Annotated in this window: 20 protein-coding genes; 15 read left to right on the top strand and 5 right to left on the bottom strand. The window is 55.8% G+C overall.

Translation table 11 applies throughout. The features are described from left to right. Positions 1-5: 5 nt before the first annotated feature. From traO to ACP7E3_RS29030, 13 genes are all read left to right on the top strand, one after another. Positions 6-1,361, top strand: a complete 1,356-nt coding sequence (traO, locus tag ACP7E3_RS29090; RefSeq protein ID WP_023662978.1) for a conjugal transfer protein TraO — start codon at positions 6-8, stop codon at positions 1,359-1,361. Between the two features lie 21 nt (positions 1,362-1,382). Beyond that, on the top strand, positions 1,383-2,108 hold the full coding sequence (locus ACP7E3_RS29085; protein ID WP_009682437.1) for a hypothetical protein: 726 nt from the start codon (positions 1,383-1,385) through the stop codon (positions 2,106-2,108). Between the two features lie 10 nt (positions 2,109-2,118). Further along, positions 2,119-2,652, top strand: coding sequence for a conjugal transfer protein TraQ (gene traQ / locus ACP7E3_RS29080; protein WP_009682438.1), 534 nt, complete (start codon positions 2,119-2,121; stop codon positions 2,650-2,652). A 19-nt stretch (positions 2,653-2,671) separates the two neighbouring features. After that, the gene (locus tag ACP7E3_RS29075; RefSeq protein ID WP_009682439.1) at positions 2,672-3,118 is read left to right on the top strand and encodes a DUF6750 family protein; all 447 of its coding nucleotides are present in this window, start codon (positions 2,672-2,674) and stop codon (positions 3,116-3,118) included. 45 nt (positions 3,119-3,163) lie between these two features. After that, complete coding sequence (locus ACP7E3_RS29070) at positions 3,164-3,883, top strand: HNH endonuclease (RefSeq protein ID WP_033690307.1); 720 nt, start codon at positions 3,164-3,166, stop codon at positions 3,881-3,883. Between the two features lie 9 nt (positions 3,884-3,892). Then, positions 3,893-6,976, top strand: a complete 3,084-nt coding sequence (locus ACP7E3_RS29065; protein ID WP_023662980.1) for a conjugal transfer protein TraU — start codon at positions 3,893-3,895, stop codon at positions 6,974-6,976. Beyond that, complete coding sequence (traW, locus tag ACP7E3_RS29060; RefSeq protein ID WP_023662981.1) at positions 6,973-8,217, top strand: conjugal transfer protein TraW; 1,245 nt, start codon at positions 6,973-6,975, stop codon at positions 8,215-8,217. Before ACP7E3_RS29065 ends, traW begins: the two co-directional genes overlap by 4 nt. Beyond that, on the top strand, positions 8,217-8,810 hold the full coding sequence (locus ACP7E3_RS29055) for a hypothetical protein (RefSeq protein WP_009682444.1): 594 nt from the start codon (positions 8,217-8,219) through the stop codon (positions 8,808-8,810). The genes traW and ACP7E3_RS29055 overlap by 1 nt, the downstream gene beginning before the upstream one ends. After that, complete coding sequence (locus ACP7E3_RS29050; protein ID WP_023662982.1) at positions 8,807-10,984, top strand: DotA/TraY family protein; 2,178 nt, start codon at positions 8,807-8,809, stop codon at positions 10,982-10,984. Before ACP7E3_RS29055 ends, ACP7E3_RS29050 begins: the two co-directional genes overlap by 4 nt. 121 nt (positions 10,985-11,105) lie before the next feature. After that, complete coding sequence (locus tag ACP7E3_RS29045) at positions 11,106-11,612, top strand: hypothetical protein (RefSeq protein WP_009682447.1); 507 nt, start codon at positions 11,106-11,108, stop codon at positions 11,610-11,612. Between the two features lie 28 nt (positions 11,613-11,640). Continuing rightward, positions 11,641-12,405 (top strand): hypothetical protein, encoded by a 765-nt coding sequence (locus ACP7E3_RS29040; RefSeq protein WP_031325694.1) that lies wholly within the window; start codon positions 11,641-11,643, stop codon positions 12,403-12,405. A 25-nt stretch (positions 12,406-12,430) separates the two neighbouring features. After that, the gene (locus tag ACP7E3_RS29035; protein WP_172828426.1) at positions 12,431-13,342 is read left to right on the top strand and encodes a hypothetical protein; all 912 of its coding nucleotides are present in this window, start codon (positions 12,431-12,433) and stop codon (positions 13,340-13,342) included. 46 nt (positions 13,343-13,388) lie between these two features. Continuing rightward, a complete protein-coding gene (locus tag ACP7E3_RS29030) occupies positions 13,389-13,778 on the top strand; it encodes a hypothetical protein (protein WP_009682450.1) in 390 nt (129 codons plus the stop codon). On the opposite strand, the gene ACP7E3_RS29025 is transcribed toward ACP7E3_RS29030, so the two are convergent. The 4 genes from ACP7E3_RS29025 to ACP7E3_RS29010 form a co-directional block, all read right to left on the bottom strand. Then, a complete protein-coding gene (locus tag ACP7E3_RS29025; RefSeq protein WP_009682451.1) occupies positions 13,775-14,014 on the bottom strand; it encodes a hypothetical protein in 240 nt (79 codons plus the stop codon). The two genes, ACP7E3_RS29030 and ACP7E3_RS29025, sit on opposite strands and share 4 nt — an antisense overlap. Positions 14,015-14,024: 10 nt before the next feature. Beyond that, on the bottom strand, positions 14,025-14,282 hold the full coding sequence (locus tag ACP7E3_RS29020) for a hypothetical protein (protein ID WP_009682452.1): 258 nt from the start codon (positions 14,280-14,282) through the stop codon (positions 14,025-14,027). Between the two features lie 195 nt (positions 14,283-14,477). Further along, positions 14,478-14,735, bottom strand: a complete 258-nt coding sequence (locus ACP7E3_RS29015) for a sigma 54-interacting transcriptional regulator (RefSeq protein WP_323370650.1) — start codon at positions 14,733-14,735, stop codon at positions 14,478-14,480. A gap of 7 nt (positions 14,736-14,742) precedes the next feature. Continuing rightward, positions 14,743-15,654 carry a LysR family transcriptional regulator gene (locus ACP7E3_RS29010; RefSeq protein WP_009682453.1) on the bottom strand — a complete coding sequence of 304 codons (912 nt, stop codon included), beginning with the start codon at positions 15,652-15,654 and terminating at the stop codon, positions 14,743-14,745. 134 nt (positions 15,655-15,788) lie between these two features. Between ACP7E3_RS29010 and ACP7E3_RS29005 the strand changes: the two genes are divergently transcribed. Together ACP7E3_RS29005 and hpxO are read left to right on the top strand one after the other, a co-directional pair. Beyond that, positions 15,789-16,820, top strand: a complete 1,032-nt coding sequence (locus ACP7E3_RS29005; protein WP_009682454.1) for an aromatic ring-hydroxylating oxygenase subunit alpha — start codon at positions 15,789-15,791, stop codon at positions 16,818-16,820. A 177-nt stretch (positions 16,821-16,997) separates the two neighbouring features. Then, positions 16,998-18,191, top strand: coding sequence for an FAD-dependent urate hydroxylase HpxO (gene hpxO, locus ACP7E3_RS29000; protein WP_031325676.1), 1,194 nt, complete (start codon positions 16,998-17,000; stop codon positions 18,189-18,191). Between the two features lie 478 nt (positions 18,192-18,669). On the opposite strand, the gene ACP7E3_RS28995 is transcribed toward hpxO, so the two are convergent. Then, positions 18,670-19,668: an isopenicillin N synthase family dioxygenase gene (locus ACP7E3_RS28995; protein WP_009682456.1), complete on the bottom strand. Its 999-nt coding sequence runs from the start codon at positions 19,666-19,668 to the stop codon at positions 18,670-18,672. Between the last annotated feature and the right edge of the window lie 89 nt (positions 19,669-19,757).

The raw sequence follows: 19,757 nt of genomic DNA, 5'->3' as shown, positions 1-19,757 counted from the left end.
AGCGCATGAGCACTCAAGCTGACATTGGAAGGCAGACCAAGGTAACCATCCTCGCGGCAGTAATTGCTGTCGCAGCCCTCGGCTATGCCGGTTACACCTGGCTCAATAGCCGCCATCAAACCAGCTCCAACCTCGGGGTAATCAACGGTGATGGCAAGGGGGGCACCACTGAAGAGAGTGAGGCCTATCGCCGGGTCTTGGAGAAATACAACCACAACAACGCCAAGCAGGCAGAGTCCAACGGGCAGTCCTACATGTCCGTCATGTCAACCGCCCAAGCGAACCCTGCGGGAACTGCGGATAAGGCAGGTTCGGGCCAGCAGCAGCCTCAGGTCAACTATTACTACCAAGCCGCGGCACAGCCCCAACAGCCCGTCGAGCGCAACAAAGAAATGGACAAGCTTGTCGCGAATCAGGTGGGTGCCTTCATGACCGGCTGGACGGTGAAAACCCATGGGACCGGCACCACGACCCAGGAACAGGCGTACTCGCAGTCTATCAAACCCGCGTCCCTGACTAGCGCAGGAGGTGCTGCTGGTACCGCGAGCACTGCGCAATCTACGAACTCGCGTGCTGGCAAGGCACAGGACCAGGTTGTCGTGGACGGTTTCTTCCTCACGCCTGCGCTGCTTAAAACCGAGCTCGACACTGACGAAAACTCGATGGTTACAGCTGAGATCCCGGGTGGCCGACTCGCAGGCGCCAGGGTGTTCGCGATGGGCTACAAGCGCCTCAACGAAACCATTGATATGACCTTTACCTACATGGAGTGGAAGGGCCGTAGCTACAAGATCACAGCCAAAGCGGTTGATCCTGAAAGCATGCGTACGGCGCTGTCGGGTGATGTGAACAACCGCTATTTCAGCCGAATCATTCTCCCTGCCCTGGCTCTGGCGATCGGCAAAACTGGTCAGCTGTACGAGCGCTCCGCCTCGGAGAACATCATCACGAGCGAAGGCGCCGTGATTCAGACATATCCAACGACGCCTAGTGGTCAAGCCGTCGCGGGCACCTTTGCCGGCGGTATCGGCCAACAGGCCGGGCAGGTGCTGGCCAATGACGCCGCCAACATGCCGCAGAAACAAGTGATCCGTCCAATCAACTCCACGATCGGTGTTCAATTCGTTGGACCAGTGCTGGCCAGTGACCAGTTAGAAAAGGACGCGCTGATGGCGAACCAGAAAGCCGAGCTGAATACCCTCGGCCAACCAGGTGGCCAGCCTCAGCAGCAGTATCGCCTCTCACCAAATGCCGCAGGTGCTACTAACTCGAACGGGTTCGGTGGGTACCAGGGTGTCTCGCCAGGATATGGCCAGCAGTACATGGGCCAGCCAACCATCGTCGATCCCACTCGCTACTGAGTTAGGGCAGAGGACTTTCACATGACTACACAAGCAGCGGAAGAGTTGGACATTTTCAAAACTGGCGCTCAGTCGGGTAAACCGGTTGAGGCGCCGAAAGCCGAAGAGCCGTCAAAGAAAACATCTCCAGCTAACGCGATCCAGGGCGACCGCAAGAAGCGCATCTTCAATTTCGTCAACCGGATTGAGGGCTGGCATTTCTTGGTACTGGCAGTAGTGCTGGCAGTCCTCTTCGTGATGGTGCCCAAGCTGTTTCCGAAACATCAAACCAGCGCGCAACAGCAGCCCACTCCAGTGCAACAAGCCGCTGTGAACAACGTTTTGACGGCCCCTGAACCGGAGCCTCAAGAGGCAGTGGTACCGGCAGCGAGTCCGGAACAGTCCGCTCTATCTGCCGAACAACTGAAAGGCCTCAATGAGCAAGTGGGGAGCCTGAGCGGTGTAGTGGTCGGTCTGCAAAAAACCATCAGCGAATTAGAAGCAAAGGTCGCTCTTCTCGAATCGGACAAAGCTGATGCGGGCAAGAAAGTTGTCCATTCCCCCGCTGTACGCCGTCAAGCTCAGGTGAGCCAACCATCGGCAATGGCTGGCTACACCCTGAATACCGTTTACTCAGACCAAGCCTGGATTCAGCACGGAGAAAAAACTTTCGTAGTCCAGGTAGGCGATCTCGTAGACGGCGTGAAGATCACGGGGATTGACCCTGTGGCACGTCGAGTCACCACTTCTCGTGGCGTGATCCGCTAAGGAACCGAATATGGATCTGGCAAGCATGATCATCTCGGCGGCCAACTCATTGGTCGCCGTTCTGTGGGGGTTGCTCTGGTCCTTGAGCGCTCTCGCCGGGATGGTTTACGCCGGGACCGTGCTGCGTCGGATGCAGCTTGCCACCATTGAACCTGGCCACCGTCCAATCACGCTCGGCAGCACATTCGCAGTGCTCGTGATTGGCGCTGCTCTGTTCAACATGTCCGGGATGATCAGCACAACTTGGACGAGCTTTGGTAGCGGCTCTACCACCTACGGGGCCATTTCCTACAGCGGAGCCGATAGCTTTGGCAGGTTTAAGGATGCTGTAAACGCGGTGCTGACCCTTGCTTCATTTGCAGGCGGTTGCTTCTTCTTCAAAGGGCTGCTGCTGATGAAGAAAGCAGCACTAGAGGGAGAAAGCTCACAGGGGGGCGACGACGCCATTTGGCGCGGCCTAACCCACATGATTTTCGGCGCTGCGTTGACACATGTCGACAAGGTGATCGAGGCCTTCCAGGCCACCTTCCAACTCTACTGGTAACAAAACAAGGAGCGTCATCATGAAATTTAACCCTATCGAGTTTGCAGTTGATGCTGTGCGTCGTGGCCATATCCGCCTGTTGACCAAAGCTGAGGAATACAAAGCCAACCCCATGCAGCGCGGCCTCATGCTCATGACTGCCGGCCTCACCATGTCAACGTTGCTGGTCACCAAAACCGCTTATGCCGACGGTCTCGCCGGTATGGCTGAGAAGGGCAGTGAACAGGGCGACTCCATCAAAGAGAGCCTTGGTCCAATTTTCCTGGCGCTTGGGTTCGCCGGCGCTGCTTTCGGTGGCATGAACATGTGGAAGAAAACCAACGACGAGAACTCGCGAATTACTGGCAAGCAGATCTGGGGCCCGATGCTCGCCGGGGCAGCGCTGGGCGGCACTGGTTTCATGATGACCACTGCCGGCGAGACAGTGGGTATCAGCGGTAGCGAGTTCGGCAAAGTTCCTAACTGATCAAGACCACTTGGCAGCCTGAAACATGGCTGCCTTGGAGACTGCATGAGCGACGTGAAACAGGATCAGACAGTACCGGTATCGGGGCTTGGCCAAAACTTCGAGAAACCCGTTCTTCCGCTGATGGCCATGGCCACGAAAGCGCGGGTTTGGGGGGATGCCACTCCAAATGCGATCGAGCCCAACCCGGAGCAACTGACGGCCGAAATGCGGGCGACCATTACCCGTCAGGCGCAGGGGCAGTGCTATTTCTGCGGTGTACGCGCTCGTGCCGGTCATGTTCACAACATTAACCATAACCATCAGGATCTGCGGCCGGAAAATCTCCGGCTTGTAGATCCGCTGTGTCATGGGTGGCAGCACCTGGGTGAAATCGACGACGGCCAAGCCTTCATCGCCTACCTCCCGGGCTTGTCTCCCCAGGATGCGAATCATCTGCAGCGAGCCACCATGATCGCCTTGGAAACCGGGGACGAACAAACGAAGGCGGACGCGAAGAAAATCCTCAACTGGATGGCTTCCCATCGGGAATACACCGAAAAGGCCTGGGGCACTCACTCGCCCAAAATTTTCGCTGAGGCGATGACTCGCCTCGGCAAGGTTGACGCCGATGTTAACTCCCTCGTTTTCCAAGGGTTGAGCGTCATTTTCAATCCCGCTCAGTTCAGCCAGGTCGTTAAGGGTTGGGCACAGGATGCGTATGGCGCAGCTCCCACTTCTACGTGGGCCCAAGTACATCACGATGTGATGAACGCGCCGAGCTAAGGAGGCAGCATGGGACTTCTCGATAAGTGCGTAGACGCACTGGAAGGTACCTTGGAGTACCTCGCAAAACACTTCATTCACAAGGACATGACCAGTTACTGCGAACTGGCCACTGCTGTGGGGCTGACCGATGCTGATATCGAGAAATCCCCGGATCTGAAGGATCCCTACACCTTGGTCAACAGTGACTACTCGCTGCTGACAGTATTCGATCTGCAGGGCACGTACCAGATGCTTTCTGAAGCTGAGTTTTCAGAGATGCTGGAGTCCCTGCGCATCCGCATGACCGGATATATGCGTGAAAAGGGCCATAGCCTGACGTTCAGCTTCGAGCGTGATCCTGAGCGTGCTACCGATGAGCTTATGCGCCTCGCCGAACCCTTGTTGAATACCGCCCGACGAATCGGCCTCAAAAGCGAGGACATCATTCTTGATCGAGTGAAGCGAAACGCTCCGCATTGCGCCTGGGAGCAAAACCTGCTGGTCGTCTACACGCACCTCACGTCCTTGAGCAAGGAAGAACAGGATCGCGAACTCGGCGAACTGGCTAAAAGTGCCTCGAAGCACAAGCTTCCGCGGCTCACCTATGGGCAAAATCCCGCATTTGCCCTGGCTGCTCTCAAGTACCGTCATGACACGATGATTGATCGGCTCATGGACGACTTCATCTCGTGTGGGGTTGAGGGCAAGAAAGGGATCATGATGAAGCCATTGAGCGCCCACGAGGCGATCAAGCGCATCAGGATCATGTTGAATCGGGAAGGCACTTCACAGAAGTTCCGGCCCCAAATCGTCGGCGACCGTTTCATGCTTCGCGGCTCGACCGACGCCAAAGACTATTCGGAACTCGTACCCCCGCGCCTCTGCTATCAAGTCTGCAGCAACGACGTTGAGCCAGTTGGTAACTACGTCAAGACTGACAGCCTGTGGCATGGATCGCTTGCGATGGAGCTTGGCCCGCAAGACGTCGTTCACTTCTCAAAACTTTTTGACGCCGTTGGTAAAAAGGATCCGTGGCGCATTCGTTTCGATATCTCGCCGGGCGGGCTTTCAATGATGCGTGCGCGCAAATTGATGGTCGGTTTTGTCGGCGTGTTGCCAGACAACAGGGCGATCCGCGATTCTTTCAAAGACTTAGAGGCAATTTCGAAAGATCAGGCCGTCATGTCGATGAAGGTCATGGCCTCTTGCTGGAGCAATACCAAGACAGATCTCGAAACCAGGCTTTCCCGCCTGGAGAAGGCAATCCAGTCTTGGGGCACCTGCCAAGTACAGAAAACACATGGCGACCCCATGGCCGCTCTCGCATCCTCGATCCCAGGCTTCACGACAAAAAACACCGCTAACCGTCTTCTGCCACCGTTGAAAGAGGCCATGAAAATGTTGCCTTTGCAGCGGCCTGCGACCCCGTGGCCAGATAACGGTTCGTGGATCACTCGGACTCCGGATGGAAAGATTTATCCGATTGGGCTAGGCAGCTCGATCCAAGACACCTGGATCGAACTTGTCTCAGGCATCCCAGGCTCGGGTAAGTCGGTCGCTGCGAACTGCATGCACAACGCAACGTTGCATCGTCCAGGTGCGACCCAGCTCCCTCTGCTAACGATTGCGGATGTTGGCCCATCCTCCTCAGGTCTGATTCAAATGATCCAGGATTCGCTTCCAGATCATCGGAAGTCCGAAGCGGCGTACATCAGGCTGCAGAACAATCGCGACTTCGCATCGAATCCTTTTGATCCTCAGCTTGGGGCGCGTCAACCCACTCGCCGAGAACGCGAATATTGCGTCGACTTCTTGAATTTGCTCTGTGCCAGCGTCGCCAGTGATGGTCAAGGCGGGGCTAAAGCCCGCACGCCTTCCGACTGTGCCGCGGTCAACGAAATGCTGATGACCCTTGTGTATGACGACAAAGCGGGTCGAGGCGCCAATCTGTATGAACCTGATGTAGTGCCTGCGGTGGACAAGGTGCTAGCCGAGTCGGGGATCAGCGCTGAGCATGATGAGAAATGGTGGAGTGCTGCAACCTGGTACGAAGTGACTGACATGCTGTTCGCTGCCGGTTATGTGCGTGAAGCAACCTACGCTCACCGCCAAGCGGCCCCTGTACTGCCCGACTTCACTGCGATGCTGAACAACGAAGGCGTGCGTCAGACATTCGGAGATATCAAGATGGCCAGCGGCGGCGAGTCACTCCTGAAGTACATGGGGCGTTGCTTCACCTTAGCATCGACGACGTACGCGGTCTTTTCCGGCCGTACACGATTTGAAGTTGACTCGACGACACGAGTCATTTCGGTGGACCTCAACGACGTAATTGGATCGAAAACACCAGAGGGCTCGATCAGAACCTCCTGCATGTACATGTTTGCCCGCCACCTAGGGGCTAAGAACTATTTCCTGCGCGAGGAAGACATCCGCCTTGTATCTCCGCCGCTGTACCTCGACTACCACCTGAAGCGTGCCGAAGATGTGGCTTCGCAGCAGAAGACCATAGCCTATGACGAATGGCACAACACCGAAGGCATGGATACCCCAGTGGAAACGCTGAAGAAGGACGGTCGTGAAGGCCGGAAGTGGGGTATCCGAATCATGGTGATTTCACAGTATCTGCGAGACTTTCCCCAGGCCCTGCTCAACGCGGCCACATCGGTCTATGTGTTGCGCGGCGGAAATGTGGATGACGAAAACGTGCTGCGCGAAACCTTCAAGGTTTCTCACGAAACGATCCAGCAGCTGCACCTGCAGTGCATAGGTCCTGGGCGCAATGGCGCAAATATGCTGGCCCTATTCAAGACGAACCAAGGCACGATCACCCAAATTTTGACCAATACAACTGGTCCGCTTGAACTCTGGGCAATGTCTACCACCCAGCAGGATATGGCGCTACGAAAAGAGTTGTACAACCGGATCGGTCCTATGGCTGCTCGCCAGGTCCTCGCCAAGCGGTTCCCTCTGGGTTCTGCCAAGACTCACATTGAGGCACTCGAGTACGCGTCTACCTCCAACGCCAAGGTGAGCGTCGTGAAGAAATTGGCAGAGGATCTGGTAACCGAGTACTACGCCGAACAAAGCCACCGGGGAGAACACGCATGAAGACCATATTCCGCATTACTCCTCTGGCCGTAGCTCTCCTGATCGGCTCCGCAGCTTCAACTCCCGCTTACGCACTTTGCGACGGCTGCGTTGTAGGCGCGATCGGAACCTCAACTGTCACGTTGACCGGGGCGATCGCCGCTACAACAGCCTCAGTGAGCGCCATGAACCTGTCGGTTAGCCAGCTGCTTTACCAGGTGGGTACCGCGACTACCCAAGGCGCAAGCAAGGTTGCCAATACCATTGAAACTGCTGCTCGGGTTCAACGGGAGTTTGACGCGAATCAGGAGCGTAGCCGTCGCTACGAGAATGCCCGCCAGAACTACTACGTGCCCAACTCGATCTGCAGCGAATCCGGTTCGGGCGGTTTCAATGAAGTCAGGGCGGGGGTTGCCGCAGTAAAAGCCTCTATCCGCACAGGTGGAGGGGGGAAAGCTGCCAGCACCAAAATCAACCAGGCTCTTACTGCTCCAGCCCAGCCGCCCTCGATCGATGCCATGCGCTCGGCAAGCATTCATGCTGACTACTGCGATACCGATGATTACGCTGCATATGGTGGAGCAACAGCTTGCCCAGCCGTTTCGACTACCATGCCCGGGGCCGACAAACGCCTCGACTCGTTGACTATCGGCGCCGGCAAGGATGGCAAGGACCAGGACCTCACCTTTACTCAGGCGCAAACCGACGCAGCCAGGATGTACACGCAGAACTCCGCGCGGCGTTCAGTGGCTCCCCAGCTCAAGAAGGGGCAGGCCGAATCTGACGCTGGTGTCCAGTACATCGGCCTGATGAACCAGTACAACTCGATCATCTCCGCTGCGACGGATCCTCAAGATCAAATGATCGCCGCAAGCCAACCACTGGACTCAACTAAAGATCTGCTTAAAGAAGCACGGTCCTCAAAATCGGCTGAGTCTTACTACCAAAAGATTGCCTCGGCAGAAGCTAAGCGCACGGGAACCATGTCGGCCCGCGAATTCGAGTATTTCGAGGTGGGGCGTCGCTACGCAAACACAGAGTACCAAGCTGATCTGCAGAACATGACAGGCGATAACCTGGTGCGTGAGCAGATCCGCGTCCAAACGCAGACCAACTGGTTGCTACTCGAACTGCGCAACGATGTGACCCGCGGGAACATCATCAACGGTCTGAACCTGGCCAGCTCTGCACGGCAGGAATTCGAGCCTGTCTTGGGTGAAAAATACCGGGCTGTTAACGGTCGTATGGGGGGGGCCAACTGATGAGTGAAGAAAAGCTGCAGTCTTCCAAGGTCCGTCGGGGGCTGTCCATCGGGCTCCACCTAGTGATTCCGTTCTGGGCCATGCGTCAGACTTATCGACTGGCCAAAAACGAAGTCTCCAGGTCCAAGGAGCATTTAGAGGTCATTCGGCAATTGTCGGCCGAAGCAAAGGAAACACTGCGCGACCGCCGTGAAAAGGCAGATAGTGAGCAGCTGTCATTCAGCGAGGCGATGAAAAATCGCAAGCCTGGAGCCATGTCCATTCCTGAGCTCTATCGCTACTTTCTGTCCCGCAAGCGCGCCTGCCAGCTGGCAGCCTTGGTCTTGGGACTCTTCGCAGTGCTCGGCATTTTGCTTGGAGTCCATTTCGACTCGTCGAAAGGGGTGGTCCAGGGCTTGCTCTCGATCGCCACGGCAATGCCTCTACTCTTCGCAATGGCTCTGAGCGCCCAGCTGCGGCTATGGCAGCTCAAGACGCAGCGCCTTTCAAAGGAGGAAAAAGGTGGCTTGAAGGACTTCATTCGGGAGAACCGGAACTGGTTCCGGCAGCTGCTCGATCCTGAATACGGCCACGGGAAAGGAGGCCGGCCATGAGAATTCAGCACAAAGCATTTGCCGTGATTGCTGCCATGCTCTGCAGCACCTTGGCTTGGGCTGACAGCACCACACTGGGCGAAATCTCGGAAGCGGCCAAGCGCAGCGGCGATAAATCGCGTGAAGCGCTTGTCTCCATCTATGGCCAGGTCGTGAACAACCCGTTGGCCTCGGCCGGCGGAAGTGGCGACACCATCCTCGCGAATATCTTCCAGGTGTTTAACAGCGCATTGCTTGTCGTGGGTGCGATGTGGGCCTGCTATATCGTATTCCGCAAGCTGACGCGCACTGCCCACGATGGATCGATCTTCGACCGTCAGCAGTCCTCGTCGTGGGGACCTGTGCGACTTGTGTGGGGTGTCGTGTCGCTGGTCCCTACTGCCAACGGTTGGTCGCTCTCGCAGCTGTTGATGCTGTGGTCGGCGTCAGTAATGGGGGTTGGTGTGGCCAACCTCGGCGTCGATGCTGCGATCTCCAGTTTTGAAGATGGCCAATCGATGGTCGTGCAGCCAGTAATGCCCTCAACTGCCGCTCTGGCGCACAGTGTGTATGAAGCCAACCTTTGCTTGCACGGTATCAATGCCGGCATCGCTCAAGCCCAAGCGAGCGGTGGCCTGGTCATTCCGGGCGGCTACATTCAACAGACCGCTACTAACAAAGGGTTCATCCTCAAAAACAACAGCTTTGTCTGTGGTGGAGCGGACATCAGTGGCGACCTCACAGCACAGCCGGCCTCCACGAACATTATCAGCGGCACGATCGATGTAGCCGATATCAGGCAGGCGCACCTGGATGCGCTGAAGGCTATGCAGGCGTCCCTGAGCCAGTCGGCCCAGTCGTTTGTGAATGCCTCTGTCCAACGAGCCAGTGGGTCTAAAACGGCTCTGCCCGACAGCGAGTACGCCATCCAGATCGCAGCGCAGACCTATGAAAACTCGGTGAACAAGGTCGCCGGTACTAAGCAAGGGGACATCAAGCGACTTGCTCAGGAACTCAGCTCAAACATCAGCAAATCGGGATGGTGGGTATTGGGTGCCTGGTATCAGACTTTCGCTCAAGCGAACACCAAACTTTCTGACGCCATGGCCGCAAAAGCAACTGTGTTCGGTATGTCGACCAGCGGAGATCCCTCAGTCGTATCCGTATACGACGAAGCCTACGCGGCCTATAAGGCCCAGCAGGAAACAACCTCCTACACCCCTACGGCAGGCACCAGTGCTACCGGCGACTACTCCAAAGGCGTCGTAGGCGCGGATGCGGGCAACATCATCGGGAGTATGTTCGCTGCGCCTGGCCAGCGAATCGTGAACTACCTGATCGACGTGAATGCCGGCGGCGAAGGGCTGGGTCAGCTCAACCCCCTGATCAAGATGAAGAACCTGGGCGACTACACGATGGTTGCGGCAGAAACGGCCATGGGCGCCTATGTGACCGCGAAGGCCATCGAGAAGGTCAAGGATGGCTGGAGTGTTGCCGGCGTATTCGCCAAGGTGGCAAACGCCGTGACATCGGTTGGAGATGCTTTGAGCGGCGTGCTTGAAGGTGTATCACCATTCATCATTGGCCTCGTCCTGGCGATGTTCATTCTGGGCGGTACGCTCTCGACATATCTCCCCATGGTTCCATTCATCATCTGGTTTGGGGCCGCGGTCAACTGGCTGGTAGTGGTTGGCGAAGCAATCATTGCGGCGCCACTGTGGGCCTTTACGCATCTGGGTAGCGAAGGGGAGGGCATGGGCCACAAAACCTCCCATGGCTATATTTTCCTGCTGAACGTGATGATCCGCCCTGCACTGATGGTCGTCGGGTTCTTCTTGGGCGGGGCCGCGCTGATCGCAGGAGGCACGTTGCTCAACCAGTGCTTCGGGATTGCCCTGGCCAATGCTCAGTTCGACTCTGTGACGGGATTGTTCTCGATCATCTTCTACTTGGCGATCTACTGCAGCATGTGTTTGACCTTGGTCCACAGCTGCTTCAACCTGATCCTGATCGTTCCCGACCAGGTCATTAACTGGGTCGGTGGTCACGCCGCTGCATCGGTGGGCCGTGAGGACAATGAGCGGATGCGCAACGCGATGAACATCTTCGGTAGCCGCCTCGAGCACTTGGCGCCCAGAGGGGGAGCTGGGGGCGACAACAGACGCACCAAGGGAGGAGATGGGATCAAGGGATGATCAAATCGGGGGCCTTCGGGCCCCTTATCAATTGAGGATTGACCTGTCAATGGGTCATGGTAGAATGAACCTAACCTAATTCCGTATTGTGTATCTCATACGGACTTTTGAGGGGGTCGATATGAACATTATCTGGTGGGTCCTTCGTCCTTTTTATTGGCTCGGTCTGTTGCCAGTGATTGCCGTATTCCTGATCGCCTGTGCCCACTTTTCCAGGGACACAGAGGTATCGCTGGGGATCATGGCCATCGCGCTGGTCTATTTCGGGCTCGGTTACCTGCTGTTCTCGGTGGCTCCACGTTATTTCAAATCGCGCCTCGATCGCATGGTCGAGAAGGCCAAGATGACGGGCTTCAACCCGAGCCATGAAGTCGTCTCGGTGATGTTCAACCGCTACGTCGGCTTTGATGCCGCAGCAAAGAAGGCCTTGTACGTAGACGTCAACTTGAACAGCGCGACCTTGATTGACTTTGATCAGGTGTCCAGCTGGGAGCTGGTACCCGATAAAAGCCCGCTCTTGCTGTTTAAGTTAGTCACTCGTGTTCCGAACCTGCATGAAATCGGGGTACGCATCAAGGCGAACCAGTTCGGGGCCTGGAAGTCGGATATGCACACTTTGTTCGGCTGACCAAAAAATTCAACGGAATTGATGCTTTATGAACCTAAAAATGACTGCTGCAGCATGTGTTGTGATGGGGCTCCTGACTGGATGCAATGACAAGGAAGCACCTGCACCAGTATCCACACCCAAGCAGAGCCAGAACGCACAGACGCCTCCCGCGGCACCGGAAAAGCCTGCACAAGTGATCGACACTTCTGTTCCGCTGAACCAGTACCAGGACTTGGCGAGTAACAACGGCAAGCCACTCACGTTCCTGGTGCTTGCTAAGGCGCCTGGGGCCACGACGGAGGACAAGATGGGCTACCTCTCCGCCGACTACCTGGCCACCAGCGACGCCTTCAAGCGCAAGGACATCGAGTCAGCCCAGTGGCCGGCATTCGAGGCCTCGCTGAAATCCTATGCTGCCAATGATTACTACTCGCTGCCGATCTCCGGGTTTGGGGTATCAAGCGTGTTGAGCATGCAGAACGTTTCTGTCGGTCCATACGATTTCAATACGCATTCGTTCCCCCTCACCAGCTACGGGCAGTACTGCTGGGCGAATCCTGTTCGCAACGCTCAAGGAATGAACCTGCAGGTTAAGCCATCGGCGTTCCCATGCAGCCTGCAAGTCAATGACTCTGCCCAGGCTCGGATCATCGAAGAAGCCCGGGCAAAAGGCAGCCTTGACCTTCGAGGCACCTTGTACCTGTACATCCCGGAAGCTGATGGCAACACCGCAGTCGGTCAGATCGTGCGCGGCTCGATCGACCTGGTCGACCAACAAACTAATCAGGTTATGGCGAACTTCACCATGTGACGATCCAAAGCAAAGGAGGTGGCCTATGAAGCATTTAGTGACTCGCGAACCGTGGTGGGCTCAACCGCCCAAACCTGGGCAAAGTGACAAAGACTGCACATGGGGCTACCTCGAACGCTACGACGATGGATCGTTTTCGTTCGACCAGGCCAATCGCCCAAGCGATGAAGAAATTCAAAACCGAAAGGGATGCCGGGTGCCGCCGCACTCTACGTCGCCCTCGACCGGGATTTTACAAGGGAAGGAGACTTCGATGAGTGCGAGCTCGATTCAAGAATGGCAAGGCGTCCTGCAGGACATTGCTGAACAAAAACGGCATCGCCTGACGGGTAGCGAATACAAAGAGGTCATCGCCGCGATCGAGGCGCAGCCCAAGGACATTGAAAGCCAGCACATAGCGCGTCAGTTGGTGGCCAAGCTGGCTCAGCACCAAGGGCACGAATCCGAAGCTCCCTTTCGCGATCAAGGCCTGAATCGGGTGTTCAACGTTGAAAAGTTGCCCGCAGCGCCTGCAGAGGGCGACGAACGTCTGCGGGAACGCGTCATCGCCGGTACCACTATTTTCAAGTCACGTGAATTCGATCATACGTCCGAGCCTTCAAAGCTCAACGAACGCGGGGAGCCTGGCCGGCTTGTCCACGGAAAACGCCTCGACGTCTTCCACAATACCGAAGGCCCGGGCGACAAGTTCGAAGTGTTCCAGGTACGAACCTCCACGCACATTCCTTACAGCACTGGAATCCCAGGCAAACCAGTGGATGGTGAGCGCAAGCCTCATGGGGTGTTCCATAGCTTTGAGGAGGCTGGGAAGAGCATCGACAAGACAGTGGGGGTGATGAGGCATTCTGAGCTGATCAGACAGCGGCAGGCCGAGCATGGCATTCACTGGAAGGAAGCCCCTCCAGCGCCGAAGCCCAGGGCTCCACGGCCAGCATAACCATCCAGAGAGGGCTACGGCCCTCTCGTTCATTTGGAGCAAGCATGTGATTCTACAATTCAAGTTTTTCAACACCGAACAACAAGAAACCGCTCTCTTTCAAACCGAAATAGATCTGAGCGGATTGGTTGCTGTTGCAGAGTCAAAACGCGAAATGATTCGGGAAAAAGGGAAGTCTTTTGCGCAGAGTGCAGTTCCGTTCTGGGCCAGCGAACTGGTCAAAGCAATGGAAGAAAATGATGAGCAGGCCATGGGGCGTCACGCCATTCAAGCCGCTATGGCCGCGTGGTTGGCTGACTCGGTATTCGACGGAGCTACAAAGGCTGATTACGAGTCGAGTTACTTGGAGTTTAACGTTCATCCGACGGGGATGGTCGTACTGAATAGACACCCAATGGCGAGGTACAAGGCGCCCAAAGGGGCGCCTTCCCCTTAAAGGATGATGAAAGGGCAGGCCACGCTGTGGCAGATGGCTTTGCCCTTTGCTTGCACCGGTTCTGCTCGGTCGATGTCAATGAGACCTTGACCCAGCGGGACTGTACAGACCACTCCGTCGACCATGATCAACGCGCTTGATTGGCAAGCCTGGTCAGAGCGGGCCTGAAGCAGATGTGCATAGGCATTCTTGATGTTCTGAACGCCCTGCAATAAAACGCAACGATGAGTATTCATGATTTTCTCCTCACGCTGCGCCGGCAATTTCTGCCGCACGCCGGGTAACGATGATCACCGGAATGGGAAGGGACAGCTCGTCCCGTACGACCAGGGCTTTGCTCTGGCTGTACATCGCGCTGGCCAGCTGACGGCGGGCGAGCATCGACCCGATGCTCGACTGAGTTGATTGAGTGGTTTTGCCATTGCACGGCACGATCAGAGATTCACCAGGCTTCAACTCAGCCAGTGCTTGGGAAACATTGCCGCATGAGATTTTGAGTTCCATCGCTTGCTCCTAGAGAGGGGTAGCCGCCCCGTTTGAATGTTGAAAGTACGTACGTACGTACTTATAATAGATCTTGTTGCACGACTTGTCAGCCAAAAGAGAGAAATCTCTAGATCCAATTGGCATCACCGCTCACGGAAGGAGAAGGGAATGAAACAAGCAATCTCGGTAGGGGGAGGATTGGTGCTGTTGCTACTAGCAACAGTCAGCGCTGCAGCAGAGGAGAGCGGACCGGCGCCTAGCCTCGCTTGATAGTTGTTTGGGCTCGTTTGGCGAGAGCTGCTGCAACAACTTCTTAATAAGTTCGGGAATATCCTGACGCTCGCGAAGCGGTGCGATCACCACTCGCATGCCATTAATTCGGTAGTACAAATCCTCACGAAAACCTTGCTCGTGGATCAATCGGTCCAACTCACGTAATGATGCACTTACCAGCCGGAAGTCCACAGAAATGCTTCGATTAATGAGATCTAATCAGGTCGGCCATACGTTTCTGTAGATCCGATAATGCCAACAGTGCCGCACGTGAGAGTTGGCGATGAGGAGCTACACAAATGGAAAGAACTGGATGACTGACGTGGATACCGTCAAGAGGAACGAAGGCAATGGTTTGCGCTTCTACTTCGCTTGCGACATCCAACCAGGACAGAATCCCCACCCCCACGCCGGCGCGAATTAACGAACGCATCATACGCAAATCGTTGCACGCTACTCGCTGCCGAACATCAAGCCTCAAATGATCGTGAAGCGCATGCACGTGCTTTTGTACAACCAAGGGAGCAGCAGGGAAGATCACTGTCACATCCTGAGTATCGCTCAGACGTAGGCTTTTCCTTCCCGCCAGTGGATGGGAAGTGGGCATGGCAACACCCATCTTGATCACCGCACTCGCGGTCACCGACAGCTCAGCCCCCGCAACAGCATCCAGAACGAAGCCGAAGTCCACCTCAGCAGAGGCAATCATTTTTGCGACATTCTGGCTGTCAGCAACCTTCATACCAAATGTGAGGCCCGGGTACTGCTGCATGAGAGACGAGATGGCTTCAGCCACCATTCCCTCACTAAGCGCGTCGATCAATCCAATATCGATATGACCGCGGCGCAACCCTTGCATCTCGTCGATCTGCTCACGAGTTCGAGCATATTCTTTCTGCCACTGACGGGCATTCGCCAATACTAATTCGCCCGCGGACGTAAGCCTCAAACCGCTTGGGAGTCGCTCAAATAAGGGCACTCCAAGCTCTTCCTCAACCTTAAGAATCTGCCGATCAATAGCCGAGGCAGAGACGTGCAAAACCTCCGCCGCTCGGCGAATGCTGCGGTGCTGAGTGACCTCGAGAAAGTACCGGGTGAATCGAGAGAAAGGGAACATGTGTTGTGTTTTTTGCAACGCGATGATGAGAAATCGATGTTTGAGTTCATCACGCCGTGATCTTAAAGTCCATACCGAAGCGCCTCAGAGCGCGCTTTTCAGACCGTTATGGCAGCTGACGAGGCTTATGTCCCATGATCAAAGACCGTACTCTTCCACTCAATTGCACTTTTGTCGAAAGTGACTGGCGCATTCTCGCTTCGCATTGGTACCCAATCGCCGAATCAATCACAGTGGGCGTTGAGCCGATCAAAGCGATGCTTCTCGACGAGCCGCTTGTGGTTTATCGGATAGGCGAAGAGTTGATCGTGGCGCGGGACGTATGCCCGCATCGTGGTGTTCCGCTGAGTATGGGGAAGAGCGACGGCCAAGGAGTGGTTTGTCCGTACCACGGCTTGCGCTTCGGTCACGGAGGCAAGTGCAACAAGGTTCCGGCAAGCCCCAATGGATCCATCCCAAGCCGTATGCAGCTTTACACGTATCCTGCGGTCGAGCGTTATGGACTGATCTGGACGTGCCTCGATCCTCAGAACGATCAAGTCGACATACCGAACATGCCTCATTGGGAGGATGCAGGGTTTCAGCAAATTGTTTGCCCAGCTTTCGACGTTAAGGCATTTGCAGGGCGTCAGCTTGAGGGCTTCCTTGATGTCGCTCATTTTGGCTTCGTTCACACGGACACTTTTGGCAATCCGAACAACGTTGAGGTTCCTGCCTATCGTCCCGAAGAAACACCTCAAGGTTTCGAAGTTCGCTATCTAAGCACAGTGGCAAACTACCCGATCGGCGTAGAGGCTGACATTCCTTCTGATTTCATTTGGCTGAGACACTTCGAGGTACACCTGCCGTTCACGGCTACTCTGACGGTGCACTTTCCGAACGATGGTCGGCTGGTGATCATGAATGCGGCTTCCCCCGTGTCGGCGAAATACACGCGAATGTTTGCCCCGATCGCGCGTAATTTTGACAAGCATATTCCTGTAGAGGACGTTCATAGCTTTAACTTTCAGGTGTTCGAAGAGGATCGTCTTATCGTCGAAGCTCAAAAACCGGAGCGTCTGCCACTCGATCCATCTCTAGAAGTGCACATTCCGGCGGACATGAGCTCGATTGCCTATCGCAAAGGGTTGCGTAGCCAAGGACTAAGCCAGTTCTTCCTGAGCTAAGTATGCGATTGTTTTACCTGAAAAGACGTGGGGAGCATGCGTGGCATGCTACCCGTGTCCCGGGGCGCGGACACTAACCAGTGCTGGTGGAGGTGCTCTCCCAATTCACACTGGCAAATGACCAGGAACAATCAGCCCAAGCGATCTTTTCATCTCTTCATCTTTGGTGCGTTCGCAATGACTCTTTCACCTTCTAACTCGAAGCCGTTGGATATCGTCATCATCGGCGCAGGCATCGGTGGGCTAACGGCGGGTATTGCCCTGCAACGTCACGGACATCGCGTACGGCTGTTCGATCGGGTTGCAGAGCTGACACCTGCAGGCGCAGCGATCTCCGTCTGGCCCAACGGCGTCAACATCCTAGAAAAGCTTGGTCTCGGAGATGAGATCAAAAGCTTCAGCGGTAGCATGGACACCATGAGTTACAGCACGCACAAAGGTGCCCTGCTAACCCGCTTCAGCCTCGAACCGCTATATAAATCCGTCGAGCAGCGCGCTTGCCCCATCGCCCGTACAGTCTTGCAGAAAGTCCTGCTGAATGCCTGTGGCGCTGAGAACGTCACTCTGAGTGTGAGCTGCGACAGTGTCGAGGCTCAGGAGGGCGGTGTGCTGGTGAAGCTCTCCGATGGCCAGCGCATCCAGGCCGATCTTGTGGTGGCCGCTGACGGTACCCACTCGCGGCTGCGCAACTACGTGGCAGGCTGCGAAGTAGCGCGTGACTACTGCGGCTATGTCAACTGGAATGGGCGCGTGGACGCTAGCGACGATCTTGCTTCTGCTGCCGAGTGGACCCAGTTTGTCGGTGACCAAAAACGCGTTTCGCTCATGCCTATCGGCAACGGCCAGTTCTACTTCTTTTTCGATGTACCACTTCCCGCTGGAACTCTCAATGTGCGGGAACGCTACCGTGAAGAGCTGTACAGCCACTTCGAAGGCTGGGCTCCTCCAGTGCGAGCCCTAATAGAGCGTATGGATACCTCCATCGTCAGCCGCGTCGAAATCCACGACATAGCGCCAATCACCAGCTTCGTCAAAGGCAGGGTAGTTCTGCTGGGCGATGCGGCGCACCCCATGGCGCCTGACTTGGGCCAAGGAGGCTGTCAGGCTATGGAGGATGCCTGGGTACTTGCCAAATGCCTGGAGCTAAGAGCCGCTGATGTCGTAGCCGCGCTTGACCTCTACAACACCGCTCGTGTCGATCGCACCGCGCAGATCATGCTGCGTGCCCGTAGCCGGTCAGAACTGACCCACGGAAGAAGCCCGGCGCATACGCAAGCTTGGTATCAGGAGCTCGCGCAGGAGACAGGGCAACGTGTAATTGCGGGGATCGTCAAAACTACCCTAGGAGGCGGGGAAATGGTACTCGGCTGATCCGGAAGTGACCAACCCTGCCTGCGCAATCTGAGGCAGTAATGATCTCCCTTGAAAGTCTCTTCAGACGCATAGGCGCCTGGTCGATCAGGTCATGGGTGGCATCTGCGTCATTACCGATCGAACCATGCGTTCAACCAGATAACCTTCACCTGCGACCTGGATTGTACCTGTGCAAGGGCGGACACCATCGCCCTTGATGCTGGAGTTTGGAGGTGGGTTCGCCGAACGCATACGTTCGAGTAGCGATCTCGACTGCTCATGCTGATAGGTCCAACCGTGATTGCTCCAGGGGCCGCTCTACACGAGGTCCACTTTCAGTTGGTGCCCGGCATACCTCGCAAAAGCTGCCGTCAAGCCCAGCCGGTGACCATTCCCATTCAGGCGCAAGTGTTTCATCGTCCCAAAGCTTCGTGCGGGGCATTGTCAGAATGGCTGGATAAAGGCCAGTGCGATCGCGCTGGCCGTGCAGACCGCATTACATGGCGTAGGTTTTGCGGAACATGTTTTTGTAGTGGTCCTCGACAGTGATCACCGGGTACTTGGGCGACTCTCCTGGAATGAGGCATTGATGGATACACTCGATCTTGTGATCAACATTTCCAGAATAGAAATAGGGCACTGAGTAACGCTCGTTCCCTGACAAATTCACCACCCGATGCAAGGTCGAGCGATACAGATCGTTGGTCCAGCGCGAAATCAGGTCGCCGATGTTTACCACGTAGGAGCCAGGCACAGGCATCGCCCAAATCCAGTCGTTACTTTCCTGATCCCAAACCTGCAAGCCCGAATTGTCGTCCTGGAGTAGCAGCGTCAGGCCGCCCCAATCGGTGTGTGCTCCGCAACCTTTTTCACCAGGTGCTGCCGAAGGGGACTGGGGAGGATAATGGAGCAGCCTTAAGGTCGTCATCGCATCGTGGCAGAAGCTGGCAAAGTGCTGCTCAGGAAGACCCAGGGACAGCGCAACACCTTGCATCAGCAGTTGCGCGACACCCTCCAGCTCCCTTTGGTATTGCTCCATCGTTGCACGAAACTCAGGCAAGGCTTCTGGCCAGAGGTTTGGACCTTGGTTGAACTTACCGTTCAAAACATCGGGGTGGTCGAGCGGTTTATCCTGCCCGATATAAAATCCCTCTTTGACATCGGCGGGCGCCCCGGCCTCAAGCACCTGATTGCGTAGTGGTTCGTAGCCTCGATTTGCTTGAGAGAGCGACTTATCAACCTTGGCTTTTTCCTCGGGTGGCAGTGCAAACAGCTTCGCTGCCTGGTCGATGACTCGCTGCTGGAGGGCCGAGGATATCTCGTGACCAGTCACATAAAAGAACCCTTTATCGCGGCAAGCCGCACCGATCTGCCGGCCTACCTTGGCACGTACATCGATGTTCGATGAGCGCAGTCCGGACATATCGATGATCGGCAGCGATGCAGCCGTATCGGAGATTTCAATGGTTGTAGGTACGAGTTGAGCGTTTGACATGGGAGCAACTCCTGCGTGAAGACTTTTAGTGTCATCGGTTGAGCCGCTTACGAAAAGCATCGATTATCGCTCTAGCTGATGCTTTTTTG

Origin of the sequence: Pseudomonas sp. PSPC2-3, assembly GCF_049898265.1 — a bacterium.
Taxonomy (GTDB): Bacteria; Pseudomonadota; Gammaproteobacteria; order Pseudomonadales; family Pseudomonadaceae; genus Aquipseudomonas; species Aquipseudomonas veronii.
Note: the sequence above shows the minus strand (reverse complement) of the source record. Positions and strands in the feature narration are given on the sequence as shown.